This window comes from Rhizobium sp. NFR07, assembly GCF_900111905.1.
Classification (GTDB): domain Bacteria; phylum Pseudomonadota; class Alphaproteobacteria; order Rhizobiales; family Rhizobiaceae; genus Neorhizobium.
This window is the reverse complement of sequence record NZ_FOKM01000005.1, coordinates 45,864-58,769: the sequence shown is the minus strand read 5'-3', so window position 1 is coordinate 58,769 and position 12,906 is coordinate 45,864. Positions and strand designations below refer to the sequence as shown.

14 protein-coding genes are annotated in these 12,906 nt (G+C 62.5%); 7 read left to right on the top strand and 7 right to left on the bottom strand.

Annotated features, from left to right (window positions below; translation table 11 throughout):
* Window positions 1-70: 70 nt before the first annotated feature.
* Window positions 71-1,021: a cell division protein FtsX gene (locus BM216_RS12245; RefSeq protein WP_092999744.1), complete on the bottom strand. Its 951-nt coding sequence runs from the start codon at window positions 1,019-1,021 to the stop codon at window positions 71-73.
* A gap of 88 nt (window positions 1,022-1,109) precedes the next feature.
* On the bottom strand, window positions 1,110-1,769 hold the full coding sequence (gene ftsE, locus BM216_RS12240; protein ID WP_177230769.1) for a cell division ATP-binding protein FtsE: 660 nt from the start codon (window positions 1,767-1,769) through the stop codon (window positions 1,110-1,112).
* A gap of 202 nt (window positions 1,770-1,971) precedes the next feature.
* On the opposite strand from ftsE, the gene BM216_RS12235 reads away from it, so the two are divergent.
* The 3 genes from BM216_RS12235 (at window position 1,972) to BM216_RS12225 (ending at window position 3,777) form a co-directional block, all read left to right on the top strand.
* Window positions 1,972-2,646: a hypothetical protein gene (locus tag BM216_RS12235; protein ID WP_092999466.1), complete on the top strand. Its 675-nt coding sequence runs from the start codon at window positions 1,972-1,974 to the stop codon at window positions 2,644-2,646.
* Between the two features lie 64 nt (window positions 2,647-2,710).
* Entirely contained in the window at window positions 2,711-3,253 is a 543-nt protein-coding gene (hpt, locus tag BM216_RS12230; protein ID WP_092999465.1) for a hypoxanthine phosphoribosyltransferase, read from the top strand.
* A 146-nt stretch (window positions 3,254-3,399) separates the two neighbouring features.
* Entirely contained in the window at window positions 3,400-3,777 is a 378-nt protein-coding gene (locus BM216_RS12225; protein ID WP_092999464.1) for a response regulator, read from the top strand.
* 218 nt (window positions 3,778-3,995) lie between these two features.
* Here the strand turns inward: BM216_RS12225 and BM216_RS12220 are convergent, their stop codons facing one another.
* From BM216_RS12220 to argH, 4 genes are all read right to left on the bottom strand, one after another.
* Complete coding sequence (locus BM216_RS12220) at window positions 3,996-6,803, bottom strand: TIGR02302 family protein (RefSeq protein ID WP_092999463.1); 2,808 nt, start codon at window positions 6,801-6,803, stop codon at window positions 3,996-3,998.
* A 145-nt stretch (window positions 6,804-6,948) separates the two neighbouring features.
* On the bottom strand, window positions 6,949-8,217 hold the full coding sequence (gene lysA, locus BM216_RS12215; protein WP_092999462.1) for a diaminopimelate decarboxylase: 1,269 nt from the start codon (window positions 8,215-8,217) through the stop codon (window positions 6,949-6,951).
* Between the two features lie 30 nt (window positions 8,218-8,247).
* Window positions 8,248-8,445 carry an LPS translocon maturation chaperone LptM gene (locus BM216_RS12210; protein WP_092999461.1) on the bottom strand — a complete coding sequence of 66 codons (198 nt, stop codon included), beginning with the start codon at window positions 8,443-8,445 and terminating at the stop codon, window positions 8,248-8,250.
* Between the two features lie 103 nt (window positions 8,446-8,548).
* On the bottom strand, window positions 8,549-9,949 hold the full coding sequence (gene argH / locus BM216_RS12205; RefSeq protein WP_092999460.1) for an argininosuccinate lyase: 1,401 nt from the start codon (window positions 9,947-9,949) through the stop codon (window positions 8,549-8,551).
* Between the two features lie 25 nt (window positions 9,950-9,974).
* On the opposite strand from argH, the gene BM216_RS12200 reads away from it, so the two are divergent.
* The 4 genes from BM216_RS12200 (at window position 9,975) to BM216_RS12185 (ending at window position 11,949) form a co-directional block, all read left to right on the top strand.
* Window positions 9,975-10,655, top strand: a complete 681-nt coding sequence (locus tag BM216_RS12200) for a thiol:disulfide interchange protein TlpA (RefSeq protein WP_092999459.1) — start codon at window positions 9,975-9,977, stop codon at window positions 10,653-10,655.
* Window positions 10,656-10,725: 70 nt separating this feature from the next.
* Window positions 10,726-10,968, top strand: a complete 243-nt coding sequence (locus tag BM216_RS12195) for a type II toxin-antitoxin system VapB family antitoxin (RefSeq protein ID WP_092999458.1) — start codon at window positions 10,726-10,728, stop codon at window positions 10,966-10,968.
* A complete protein-coding gene (locus tag BM216_RS12190) occupies window positions 10,968-11,366 on the top strand; it encodes a type II toxin-antitoxin system VapC family toxin (protein ID WP_092999457.1) in 399 nt (132 codons plus the stop codon). The genes BM216_RS12195 and BM216_RS12190 overlap by 1 nt, the downstream gene beginning before the upstream one ends.
* 157 nt (window positions 11,367-11,523) lie before the next feature.
* Entirely contained in the window at window positions 11,524-11,949 is a 426-nt protein-coding gene (locus tag BM216_RS12185) for a cupin domain-containing protein (RefSeq protein ID WP_092999456.1), read from the top strand.
* 9 nt (window positions 11,950-11,958) lie between these two features.
* Here the strand turns inward: BM216_RS12185 and BM216_RS12180 are convergent, their stop codons facing one another.
* Window positions 11,959-12,828: a 3-hydroxybutyryl-CoA dehydrogenase gene (locus BM216_RS12180; RefSeq protein WP_092999455.1), complete on the bottom strand. Its 870-nt coding sequence runs from the start codon at window positions 12,826-12,828 to the stop codon at window positions 11,959-11,961.
* Between the last annotated feature and the right edge of the window lie 78 nt (window positions 12,829-12,906).

Below are 12,906 nucleotides of genomic sequence, written 5' to 3'. Positions count from 1 at the left end.
ATGGCCCGTCAATAATCGCAGTTTGAGGCAGTGCATAGTCCCATCTCTGTACAGAGAATGTGACTGGTTGTCATGATGGCGGCAGGCCGTCGGAACGCGACGGATCGGACCGTACGAGGTCGATCTCGTCTATCGTTCGCATCACCGTGAAACGTGCCGTCACGGTCGTCAGCAGGGCTATGACGATCATGGTGGCGAAAATGCCGAGATAACCCGACCACCCGATGCTGAATGAGCCGAACAGGGCCATCGCTTGTTCGCTTTCGGGCGTTGCCCGCGAGCTCGATTGCCAGACATTGGCGGTGGCAAACAGGAAGGCCGCCAAGGCGCCCCCGATCGCCGATCCCTTGAGGCTGATGCGCAGGAAATGTTTCTGGAATTCCCTGGCAACGAAGCCGCGTTCGGCACCGACGAAGTGCAGCACCTCGACGATGTGGCGATTGCCCGACAGCGCGCCACGCGTCGCGAAGATCACGGTCAGGATCATTGCGGTGAAGACGAGGATCAGCACCCCGGTGCCGATCCACACGGTCGTGCGCGCCATGGAGACCAGCCGGTCGACCCAGGTGCGGTGATCGTCGAGAAATGCCTGCGGCACTTCGGTTTTCAGCAGGTCGCGCATCGCCGCGAAGTCCGGCGGATTGCTCTCGTCGATGGTGACGATCACCAGCCGCGGTACCGGCAGTTCGTCGAGCTGCAAATCGGCGCCGAGCCATGGTTCAAGCAGCCGCGCGGTCGCAGCGTCGTCCATGATCGTGCCCGACCGGGTGCCGACGAAGGTGAGTGCCAGATCCCGCGCCTTGACGAGCGCCGCATCCATGTCCAGCCCGTCGTCAGGCTTGATCTGGATGGTGATCTCTCGAGAAATCTGGCTCTGCCAGCCTGCGGCGGTCGTGCGCACCATGCTGACGGCGCCGAGCGTGAGACAGGCGAGGAAAGCCATGATGGCGATTACCACCATCAGGGCGTTGCCCTGGATATTGGATGGGGGGAGAATCGGAGCCGTCGGGCGCACGCGCATTTCCGCGCGCCGCGGCTGGTTGCCGCTGCGGCGATCTGCTTCGCCTTGGCCCGTCTGCGAGGCCGCTGGCTGGTTTGCCCGGCTCACCTCATTCATAGATATCCAGTCGCCCTTCCGTCAGGATCATGCGTCGGGCATCGATCTGGTCCATCAGGGCCAGGTCGTGGGTCGCGATGACGACCGCCGTGCCCAGTCGGTTCAATTCCATAAACAGGCTGAGAAGACGGCGCGCCATGGGTGGGTCTACATTGCCCGTCGGCTCGTCCGCAAGCAAGATCTCGGGCCGGTCCATCAGAGCACGGGCAATCGCCGCACGCTGCTTCTCGCCGCCGGAAAGTACCGGCGGCAGAACGTTGATGCGCTCGCCGAGACCTACCCATTTCAACAGATCGATCACGTCATTGCGATAGGAGGCCTCCTCCTTGCCACGCACTCTGAGCGGCAGCGCAACGTTCTCATAGGTCGTCAGATGGTCAAGGAGGCGAAAATCCTGGAAGACGATGCCGACGCGACGGCGAAGCATCGGAAACTCGTCGCGCGGGATCTGCGACAGATCGCGCCCGAACATGCGGATGATGCCGCGCGTCGGGTTGAGCGACATGAACAGCAGTCTCAGCAGCGTCGTCTTGCCCGCGCCTGACGGCCCGGTCAGGAACTGGAAGGACCGCTTCGGAATGTCGAACGTCATGTCCCGGAGGATCTCCGGGCCCATGCCGTAACGCAGACCGACATTTTCAAAATGGATCAACGGAGAATCGAGTCCTGATTGAATGATTACCCGACGGCCATCTCTTAACGCCGAGGGTAAACGAAGGGTAAATCAAGCGGTCAAAAGGGCGATTTTCAGGCCGAATTTGCAATGTGTTAACCATTTTAATTTACGACTGGTGGGAATTTCTTTCAATGCCCGGCCGAGGCGATGTCGAGACGGCCTGGGAGAAGAGGGTATCATGAGCACCTTCAGCGACCGTCGGCAAGCCAGGGCCAACGTGACGATCGACATCCTGCCTCCGGAAGACGGCAACGCAAAAGTGATCCACTTTCGCCGGCCGAACGAGGTCGTCGATGCCCATTTCGAGCCGGTGAGAAATCCGTCGGCTCGGCGAGCCGCCCCTCGGTCACGCGACGGCAGCGCCACCGACAGGCGTCCGGCGCCCAAAGCGGAGCCGAAAACCGCGGCAACAATCTTCGCGACTGTCACCGATGCAATCGAGCGCCGCCTGCTGCGTCTTTCGCCCGACGCCTTCCTCGCCCTTGTGGCTGCCATCTCGGTCGCGGTCTTCACCATGTTCGGCGGCCTGTCGCTGATCAACGGTTCCGGCGATGCGGCGGTATCGGGGCCAGCGCTTGACATCACCCATGTGACGATGACGCCGCAGGATGCCAACGGAATGCGCGTCCTCCTGATCAACGGCATCGTCGAAAACAGGACCGAGGGTCGCCTCGCCATGCCGTCGATCCGCGCCGAGCTGATGTCGGGAGAAGCGGTCGTCGCCAGCACGCTGATCACCACCGAGACCACCCAGATCGGCGGACGCGAGAGCTACGGATTTTCCGCCCGCGTGCCGCATCCCGGTGGAAAACTGCCTGATCTGAGGCTGTCTCTGGCCGAGCGGGGCGCTTAGCACTTTGGTTTGCAAGGCGGAATGTGCTATCGCCGGGCTTTGAAGGGACACCGAGGAGACACCCATGCCCGTCGTTCGCGGCAAGCAGATCGAACCGCTATTCACCGCAGAGCAGATCGCCGAGCGCAATCGCTCCATCGCCGCCGAGATCGCAAAAGGCCCGACCAAGGACCTGCTGGTCATCGCCGTCCTGAAGGGCTCGTTCATCTTCGCCGCCGATCTTCTGCGCGCGCTGCATGAGACGGGCCTTGCCCCGGAAGTCGAATTCATCACGCTGTCCAGCTATGGCACCGGGACGGTTTCCCAGGGCGTGCGCATCGTCAAGGACATCGACAGCGACGTGCATGGCCGCGACGTGCTCCTGATCGACGATATTCTTGAATCCGGCCGGACCCTGAAATTCGCCAAGGAACTGCTCTACGAGCGCGGCGCGAACCATGTGTCGCTCGCCGTGCTTCTCGACAAGAAGGTCAAGCGCAAGGAAGAGCTGGAAGCCGATTACGTCGGTTTTGAATGCCCCGACTATTTCGTCGTCGGTTACGGGATGGACGTGGCCTACGCCTTCCGCGAGCTTCCCTTCGTCGGTGTGGTCACCGGCGACGCGTAAGCCCATACCGCCTCGAAGCAGGAAATCGCATCGGAGCGGTGGCAAGGTGTTAACCATGGCGGCCCCCGACGGCAGGCCGTTTACTCCTCGAAAAGGAAAGTCTGGTCATTTGCTCCCGAATTGACACACAGGGAGCGATGATCGCTATGGCCAAAATCCTGATTACCGAAGACGAGGAATCTCTGCGCCGCTTCGTTGCCAGAGCGCTTCGCCTGGATGGCCATGAAACCTTCGAGGCGGGCGATGGCGCCGAAGGCCTGGAACGGCTCGACGAAGGCTCCTACGATCTGCTGCTTTCCGATATCCGCATGCCCGTCATGGACGGCATCGAGCTCGCCCACCAGGCGGCGGCACGCTTTCCGCAGATGAAGATCCTGCTGATGACCGGTTATGCCGAGCAGCGCGAACGGGCGGACGACCTTGCCGCCAAGATCGTCGACGTCGTGCCGAAGCCCTTTGCGCTGCCTGATATCCGCAAGGCGGTTGCGATGGCGCTTGCGGGGATGCCGCGCCACGCGGCTTGAGATCCTCGCAGGTCGTATTACCCCCTCACCAACAAAATCTATGACTTAGCTGAAGCTAAGATCATGATTTTGTAACCTCTCCCACCAAGGGAGAGGTATGGCGCCGAGTGCGCGGCACCAGTATCTCTCTCCTTTGTGGGAGAAAAAGCGATTTCAACATCTTAGCGTCAGCTAAGTGTTAGAAATCGCAAGTGAGGGGATCATTTCTTCGCCAGCCCCTACCGAATCTCCAGCAACCGCTCCAGATACTGCCGCTCGGCATCACCCGACAGCGCGCCACCCAGCTTCTCCCGGATCGCGTCGAGAATTTCGCGGGCGCGCTGGACGTCGATCTCGTCCGGCACCTTCACCTGGTCGCCGAAATCCGGGCCGGACGTGGCGCGCGGACGGCCAAGCGGGTCTCGGCCGTTCTGGCCGCCCTGGTTGGCCATGCCTTCGCCCTCGCCATTCTGCTGGCCTTCCTGACCCTGGCCCTGCTGCATGGCCTGCATCATCTGCTGCATCATGTTCTGGGCGCCCTGGCGCAGTGCGTTGAGCGCATTGCCCTGGCCCTGCACTGCCTGTTCGCCTTCGCCCTGGCCGAGCGCCTGGCCGGCATTGCCCATCTCGCGTTCAGCCTGGCCAAAGCCTTCGCCGGGCTGCATGCCCATGCCCTTCAGTGCCTGCTGCAACTCGCCTAGCTTCTTGCCGAGACCTTCCTGCTGCGCACGGAGGTTCTTCAGTGCCTCGCGCAGCTGTTCGGCTGTCATCTGGTCGGGATTCTGCTGCTGACCCTGACCTTGACCCTGTTGGCCTTGACCTTGCTGGCCCTGCTGCCCCATCTGACCCTGTTGCTGCTGGCCACCCTGCTGACCTTGCTGCTGCTGGCCTTGCTGGCCCTGTTGCGACTGCTGCTGATCGCCTTCACCCTGCTGGTCGGGATCGCCGCGCTGCATGCGGTCGCGCAGCGCCTGGTCCAGCTTGAAGGTCTGGTCCATCAGCCGCTGCTGTTCCTGCATGATCTCGCCGAGCTTGTCGATCTGCTGGCGCATCTGGCCGTTCTGCTGCTGTTGCTGGCCCTGCTGACCGCGCTGCGGCCGACCGGCCTGCAGGTTGTTCATCATCCGCTGCATCTCGTTCAGCATCTGCTGGGCGGCATCGCGGTTGCCTGAACGGGCCAGGTTCTCGATCTGGTCCATCATGTTCTGCAGGTCGCGCTGGCGGATGACGTTCTGCGCCTGCATGTTCTGCTGTCCCTTCGGCGCATTCTGCATCCGCTGGGCAAGCTCGTTCATGAATTGCTGCATCGCCTCGCGCATTTCCTGCATCAGGCGGGCGATCTCCTGGTCATTGGCGCCGTTCTGCAGCGCTTCGGAAAGATTGCGCTGGGCATCGCGCAGGCGGCGTTCGGCGAGCGACAGATCGCCGTCCTCGATGCCTAAGGCAATTTCCCAGAGATAGTCGGCCGTATCCTTCAACTGCTCGTCCGTGCGGGCAAGCTTCATGCGCTCCAGCGCGGAGCGGATCAGCAGGAAGTGACCGAGGTTCGGAATGGTTTCGTCCGGGCGGATTGTCAGTGCCTCGTTGAGCTCGATCGCCTTCGGCATCTGGCGGGTGTCGAGCGCGAAGACCTGCCGCTGTTCGGCAACGGCGGCTGCCAGCGGCTCGGAGAAGCCGCGACCGGGCATGATCATCTCATGGGCGGGGCTGCGGCCGGTCTGCCCGGCACCGTCGGTGGCGACCAGCGTCACACGCACGCGCTTGCCGGCGAGCGGGTGCTCGATCAGGCTGCGGCTGGTCAGGCCCTTGAGCTCCTGGCCCCTCTGCTGTCGGGGAAGGTCAAGGCGATATTCCGGCAGCGGATAGAGCGGGGTCGCGGCCGGGTCCTGCGGGCCGACGGGCTCGATCAGCGCATGGGCTTCGCGGATGCCGTAATCGTCCTTGGCGCGAAAGCCGATTTCCAACGCGCCGTTGACCGAGCGCTTCGGCTGGCCTTCGAAGGCGATTTCGGGGGCTCGGTCCGGAATGACGTTGAAGGTCCAGCTCTGGCCGTTGACCGAAAGCTCGCCGCTTTCACCGACCGACATGGCATAGGTGCGCGGCGGCAGCGGCTGGTCGCCGCTCTGAGCCGTCTGGGGGGCCGGCTGAGGCGCAGCGGGCTGTGCCGCCGGTGCCGAGGCGGCCGTATCGCTTGCGGCTGATGGCTTCTGCTCTGCCTCTGCGGCCTTCTTCGCGGCGGCCTTGGCTTCTTCGGTCTGCAGTGTGGCAGCGTCGCCCTCTGCCGGCGAAAAGACCACTGCCTCTTCGCCTTCACCGCCCGTCACGCGGACGGTCAGCGCCGAGTTCTGCGGAATGGAGACCGGGCCTGCATTGTTCTGCGCCTGCTGGCCGGTCAGGAAGATCGGCGCACGACCGGTATAGGAAGGCGGCGTCAGCCAGGCATCGATGCGCAGATCCGGATTGATGCTCGGGGCTGCCGGCGCAGGCTGGAAGGCGTCGCCGATGCCGCCGCCGCCATTGGAGAAGGAATAGCCGAAGGCGATGGCGAAGACTAGCGCGGGAACGGCGCGCAGGGCAAACCGGTCATGGCGTGCGATATCCGGGCGCGGCATGCCGGTGTCGAGCGCGGCAATGCGTTCCGCCATGCGGATCTGGTGCTCTTTCCACAGCGCGCGCGAGAACGGGGTTTCGAAAGCCGGCTCGTCTTCCTGCACGCCGACGGGCTGGTGCGGCAGGTTGTTGCGGTCCTCGAGCAGCCGGTCGGCGTCATCGGCATCCGGCCAGCGCACACGCGTGAGCGGCAGGAGGGTGTAGACGAAGCCGAGCGCGAAGGCGGCAAGCAGGATCCAGCGCAGCCAGTTCGGCGAGACGCGGAAGATGCCGAACCAGGATGCCGAAATGAAGAGGGCGGCGACGCCGAGCGGAGCGATCGCAAGCGGCAAAGCGCGTTCGCAGAAAAGGACGAACCGGGCGAAGGAACGTTTCAAGGCCACGCGGCGGGCGAGCGTCGTATGCGTCTCGAAGGCACCTTTGCGGGTAGCGCTCATGCGGTCCGTCTCCAATCGTGGCGGCGCGAACAAGCTTTCAAGATAGCAGTCTTTGTGGCGAAGACGAGGGCAGGCGTGCGCCGGCCCCCATATTTCGGGCGGTTTCCCGCAATTGTGAATGTCGCGTCAGACGCGAAGAAAGGCTCTAACCCAGCCAGGATGGCATGGAATCGAGGGCGATCAGCTCTTCATACGTGCCGCGCGGACGGATGACGTGGAACTCGGAACCCCGGACCAGGACTTCGGGAACCAAGAGCCTCGTATTGTAGGTTCCGGCCTGCACGGCGCCATAGGCACCGGCGGACGAGACGGCAAACAGGTCGCCAGGCTTCGGCACCGCCATGTCCCGGTCGAGCGCCAGGTAATCGCCTGTTTCGCAGACGGGGCCAACGAGATCGGCCTTCACATGCGGGACATCCTTGTCCGGCACGACGACCGGGCGCACGCCGTGATAGGCGTCGTAAAGCGTCGGGCGGATCAAATCGTTCATGGCGCCGTCGACGATAACGAAGGTCTTTTCGCCCGCATCCTTCACATAGAGCACTTCGGTGACCAGAATGCCGGCATTGCCGACGATCAGGCGACCCGGCTCGGTGACGATCCGGCAGCCGAGGCTTTTCAGCTCGTCGGTCACGATCTCGGCATAGGCGGTCGGTTCCGGCGGCGGGTTGTTGTCGGCGTGATAGGGAATGCCGAGACCGCCGCCGACATCCACATGGGTAATGCCATGGCCATCGGCGCGCAGCGTGTCGACCAGTTCGCGCAGCAGCTTGAAGGCATCGCGGAATGGCTGCAACTCGGTGATCTGGCTGCCGATATGCATGTCGATGCCGGTCACCTCGATGCCATCAAGCGTCGCGGCATGGGCATAGACGTCGCGGGCGCGCTTGTAGGAAATGCCGAACTTGTTTTCCTTCTTGCCCGTCGAGATTTTCGCATGGGTGCGGGCGTCGACATCCGGGTTGATGCGGAAGGAGACATGCGCCTTCTTGCCTGCCTTAATGGCGCGCAGGTTCAGCACCTCCAGTTCCGGCTCGGATTCGACGTTGAAGCAGTAGATGCCGGCCTCAAGGGCGAAATCCATCTCGGCCACGGTCTTGCCGACACCGGAAAAGACGATGCGCTCGGCCGGGATGCCAGCCGCCAGCGCGCGGCGCAGCTCACCGCCAGAGACTACGTCGGCACCGGCGCCGAGCCGGGCGAGCGTCTTCAGCACCGCCTGGTTGGAATTGGCCTTCATCGCGTAGCAGACCATGGCATCGACGCCGTCGAAGGCCTTGGCGAAGACCTTGTAGTGACGCTCTAGCGTCGCGGTCGAATAGATGTAGAAGGGCGTGCCGACAGTCTTGGCGATCTCGGGAATGGCAACGTTCTCGGCGTGCAGCACGCCGTCGATATACTGGAAATGGTTCACGGCAATTCTCGAGAATTAGGGGGCGTCGAACTACAGGAGCGGGTCGAGGACGAAGGGCCGCTCGGGAACGGGCCGGTTCTTCTGCTCGGTCGTCTTGCGGACGTTCTGCTGTTCCACCGGCGTGCTCGGGCGGTCGAGATCACCCTTACGGCCGCAGCCGACGACAACGACGCCGGCAAGGCTCAGCGCAAAGGTGATGCGGGCAATTTTGACCAGCGACTTCGACATTCTCTTCCTTCTCCGGCACATGGGGGCGGGAACTTTCATAGCGAAGTTCCGCGCGCTTGTGCAGTCTTTAATCCGGCTTGCCGGATGGTTGCGGATTTCGGGCTCAGTTGCGGCCGCGCCAGTAGGCGATCTGCTTCCTGACCTCCGACGGCGCCGTGCCGCCAAAACTCTGGCGGCTGGCAACGGAGGCGTCGACCGTCAACACGTCGAAGACCTTGTCGTTGATCGCCGGGTTGATCGCCTTAAGCTCGTCCAGCGAGAGTTCGGCAAGCTCGCAGCCCTTCTTTTCGGCCAGTGCCACGGCATGGCCGGTTGCATGGTGGGCGTCGCGGAAGGGCAGGCCCGCCTCGCGCACCAGCCAGTCGGCCAGATCGGTGGCGGTCGAGTAGCCGGAGCCGGCGGCGGCGCGCATGCGGTCTTCGCGGATCGTCATGTCGCGCATCATGCCGGTCATGGCGGCAATCGCCAGTTCCAGGTTCTCGGCGGCATCGAAGACCTGTTCCTTGTCTTCTTGCATGTCCTTGGAATAGGCGAGCGGCAGACCCTTCATGACGGTTAAGAGCGCCACCAGCGAGCCGTTGATGCGGCCGGTCTTGGCGCGCACCAGTTCGGCGGCATCCGGGTTCTTCTTCTGCGGCATGATCGAGGAGCCGGTCGAAAACGCGTCGGACAGGCGCACGAAGCCGAATTGCGGCGTCGACCAGATGACGATTTCCTCGGCCAGACGCGACAGGTGCATGGCGCAGATCGCCGCGACCGAGAGAAATTCCAGCGCGAAATCGCGGTCGGAGACGGTGTCGATCGAGTTGCGGGTCGGCTCGCGGAAGCCGAGGGCCTTCGCCGTCATGTGGCGATCGATCGGGAAGCCGGTGCCGGCAAGTGCAGCGGCACCGATCGGGCTTTCGTCCAGGTGGTCGATCGCATGGCGCACGCGGGCGCGGTCACGGCCGAACATTTCCACATAGGCCATGCAGTGATGGCCGAAGGTGACCGGCTGGGCGGTCTGCAGATGGGTGAAGCCCGGCATGACGGTTTCGGCATGCTCTTCGGCGCGATCGAGGAAGGCTGCGATCAGGTCGGTCAGCATGCGCTCGGTCTTGGTAAGCTCTTCCTTGACCCAGAGGCGGAAGTCGAGCGCGACCTGGTCGTTGCGCGAACGGGCGGTGTGCAGGCGGCCGGCAGCCGGGCCGATCAGGGTTGCGAGCCGCGCCTCGACATTCATGTGAATGTCTTCGAGCTTGCGGGAGAATTCGAACTGGCCGCTTTCGATCTCTGACAGGATCGTGTTCAGGCCGGATACGATCTGGTCTTTATCTTCGGGCGAAATGATGCCCTTTTCGGCCAGCATGGTCGCATGGGCGATCGAGCCGCGAATATCCTGGGCGAACAGCTTCTTGTCGAAACCGATCGAGGCATTTATCTCCTCCATGATCGCATCCGGCCCGGAAGCGAAGCGCCCGCCCCACATCTGGTTGGAAGATGTCGCGTCCTTCGTATCGGCCATGAGATATCAGTCCTGGAGTTTTGTAATGACGTCCAAAAGACCGCTTGGTCTCCCGTCCGCCCGATTGATCATGATTGCCGCCGTCGCAGGGATCCTTGCCGGTGCCGTGGCGGTATACGTGAGGAACACAGGGTCTGGCAATGGCATGGAGGGCGGCTCGGGAAGCCAAATGGCCGCCTCCGCCGGGCAATGCAAGGGCGCGGTCGATCTCGCCAAGTCGGTTGCCGCCTTCTCCAAGGGCGAGGTCGCAGCAATGGTCGAAGCGCAGCCGCCGCGGCCGCTCGACTTGAGCTTCAAGGGGCCTGAGGGGCAGGATTTGAAGACCGTCGATCTCGCCGGCAAAACGGTGCTGCTCAATCTCTGGGCCACATGGTGCGTGCCGTGCCGCGAAGAAATGCCGGCACTCAATGCGCTGCAGAGCACGATGGGCGGCAGTGACTTCGAGGTCGTGGCGGTCAATATCGATACCGGCAGCGACCAGAAGCCGAAGAATTTCTATCAGGACTACAAGCTCGACAAGCTTTCCTTCTACCGCGACAGCTCGATGGGCGTATTCAACACGCTGAAGAAGGAAGGTCTCGCCTTCGGCCTGCCCGCGACACTGATCCTCGATAAAAAGGGCTGCCTGATCGGCTCGATGAACGGCCCCGCTGCCTGGGACAGCGAGGATGCCAAGGCGCTGGTAAAGGCCGTGAAGGGCGTTTGACCACTAATTTGTATGGATGACGGCTGTCATTTGTAATGATACTATCCGGCATTATCGCTGGAGCAGGCCCATGACCCTTCAAATTCGTGATGAGCGAGCCCGAGAACTTGCCGAAGAGCTTGCCAGGAAGCGCAAGGTGACGATGACGACAGCCGTCATCCAGGCACTTGAGGAAGAGTTGAAGCGGGAAACTGCCAAAGTCCCGCTTTCGCAACGGATCGCGCGCATGGCGGATGAGCTGAAGGCTCAGGCCGGGCCGAATGGTCGCATGCCGAGCAAGCGGGAAATCGACGACATGTGGGGCCAGCCCTGATGTTCATCGACACGTCGGTGATTGTTGCTCTCCTCGCTGACGAGCCCGATGCGGCTCACTACGCAGAACGTATCGAGAAATCGGCAGGATGCCTGACATCCGGCCTCGTCATACTTGAAGCATCCATGCGCCTCGCCACCATGCTGGATATCGATCCCATCCTGGTCGAAGCCCGTATCGGACGCCTGCTTGCGGAGGCGCAGGTCGCGGTCATGCCGATCGATGACGTCGTGGCGACTGCGGCGGTTGGTGCCTTCGCACGATACGGCAAAGGGCGCGGTCACCGTGCCCAGCTCAATCTTGCAGATTGCATGTCCTACGCATGCGCGAAGGTTCGCGGCGTGTCCTTGCTGTTCAAGGGCAACGACTTCTCCCGCACGGATATCATGCAGGCCTAAGCGTTCATCCGGTCGGATGAAATAGTGCTGCCGCTGATCTAACTGATTGCGTTTGAAATTCGGTGGCCTGCCAACCTTGTTGGCGATTTATCGCGTCCATAGGTTGGTTTGCTAGGGCTGACAGAGCCCCTGCTGCAACCGCGTATCAGAGGCTGCGATGGAAACTGGTATCACGCTCGATTTCGAGACCACAGAATTTGCCGGGATGAAGACGAGGATCCTCAATCCCTATCCGTCTCCCTTCACCATGCTGGAAATGACGATCCAGCCCGGCTACGGGGCGCCGGCGCATATTTCCATGACGGAGGACAAGCTGTTCATCGTGCTCTCCGGCGAGATCAGATATCTGATCGGAGAGGAAACGCATCTGGTGCCGGTCGGCGCCCGCGTGCAGGTGGCGCGCGGCGTCGTGCATGGGTTCAGCAATGTGGGGAACGAGCCGGCAAAGCATATCCTCGTGTCGACGCCACGCCGCCACGAGGAATTCTTCAGGGACATGCACAACGCGCCCGAACCGCGCGCGGACAATATCCCTGCAATCGCCGCGAAGAACGATCAGGCGATCGTCGGCCCTTTGCCGTGATCCAATTGTTTAGCGGGTCGGAACCGGCGTCTCGCCGCGATAGTCGTAGAAGCCGCGGCCGGATTTGCGGCCGAGCCAGCCGGCTTCGACATATTTTACCAGAAGCGGGCAGGGGCGGTACTTGCTGTCGGCGAGGCCGTCATGCAGCACCTGCATGATCGACAGACAGGTGTCGAGGCCGATGAAATCGGCGAGCTGCAGCGGGCCCATCGGATGGTTGGCGCCGAGTTTCATCGCGGTGTCGATCGCCTCGACCGAGCCGACGCCTTCATAGAGCGTGTAGATCGCCTCGTTGATCATCGGCAGCAGGATGCGGTTGACGATGAAGGCCGGAAAATCTTCGGCGACGGTCGTCGTCTTGTCGAGCGCCGTCACATATTCCTTGGCGGCGCGGAAGGTCGGCTCGTCGGTGGCGATGCCGCGTACCAGTTCGACCAGCTTCATCACCGGCACCGGGTTCATGAAATGGATGCCCATGAAGCGTTCCGGCCGGTCGGTTGCGGCGGCAAGCCGGGTGATCGAAAGCGAGGACGTATTGGTGGCCAGCAGCGCTTCCGGCTTCAGCACGGGGCAGACCTGCGCATAGATCTTGCGCTTGACGCTTTCGTCTTCAGTCGCGGCCTCGATGACCATGTCCATCGGTGCCAGATCGTTGACATCGGCCGAGCCCGAGATGCGGGAAAGCGCGGCGTTGCGGTCCTCGTCGGACAGCTTGCCGTTGGAAACCTGGCGGGCAAGATTGCCGTTGATCGTCGCGAGAGCGCCTTCGATGCGGTCCTTCGACAGGTCGTACATCTGCACATTGTAGCCGGCCAGCGCCGAAACATGTGCAATTCCACAACCCATCTGGCCTGCGCCTATGACGCCGATATTCTTCATGACGATGCCTTTGCCTCGCTCCCTTTGGGCCAGCGTCGCATTGCGCGGCCCTTTATGAAAATGCCGGACGCCCGTTGG

What these genes read in the sequence shown, in the direction of transcription:
- BM216_RS12245 (WP_092999744.1), bottom strand. Translation starts at nt 1,021, where the DNA reads ATGCGCGTGCGCCCGACGGCTCCGATTCTCCCCCCATCCAATATCCAG.
- BM216_RS12235 (WP_092999466.1), top strand. Translation starts at nt 1,972, where the DNA reads ATGAGCACCTTCAGCGACCGTCGGCAAGCCAGGGCCAACGTGACGATC.
- hpt (WP_092999465.1), top strand. Translation starts at nt 2,711, where the DNA reads ATGCCCGTCGTTCGCGGCAAGCAGATCGAACCGCTATTCACCGCAGAG.
- BM216_RS12225 (WP_092999464.1), top strand. Translation starts at nt 3,400, where the DNA reads ATGGCCAAAATCCTGATTACCGAAGACGAGGAATCTCTGCGCCGCTTC.
- BM216_RS12220 (WP_092999463.1), bottom strand. Translation starts at nt 6,803, where the DNA reads ATGAGCGCTACCCGCAAAGGTGCCTTCGAGACGCATACGACGCTCGCC.
- BM216_RS12210 (WP_092999461.1), bottom strand. Translation starts at nt 8,445, where the DNA reads ATGTCGAAGTCGCTGGTCAAAATTGCCCGCATCACCTTTGCGCTGAGC.
- argH (WP_092999460.1), bottom strand. Translation starts at nt 9,949, where the DNA reads ATGGCCGATACGAAGGACGCGACATCTTCCAACCAGATGTGGGGCGGG.
- BM216_RS12200 (WP_092999459.1), top strand. Translation starts at nt 9,975, where the DNA reads ATGACGTCCAAAAGACCGCTTGGTCTCCCGTCCGCCCGATTGATCATG.
- BM216_RS12195 (WP_092999458.1), top strand. Translation starts at nt 10,726, where the DNA reads ATGACCCTTCAAATTCGTGATGAGCGAGCCCGAGAACTTGCCGAAGAG.
- BM216_RS12190 (WP_092999457.1), top strand. Translation starts at nt 10,968, where the DNA reads ATGTTCATCGACACGTCGGTGATTGTTGCTCTCCTCGCTGACGAGCCC.
- BM216_RS12185 (WP_092999456.1), top strand. Translation starts at nt 11,524, where the DNA reads ATGGAAACTGGTATCACGCTCGATTTCGAGACCACAGAATTTGCCGGG.
- BM216_RS12180 (WP_092999455.1), bottom strand. Translation starts at nt 12,828, where the DNA reads ATGAAGAATATCGGCGTCATAGGCGCAGGCCAGATGGGTTGTGGAATT.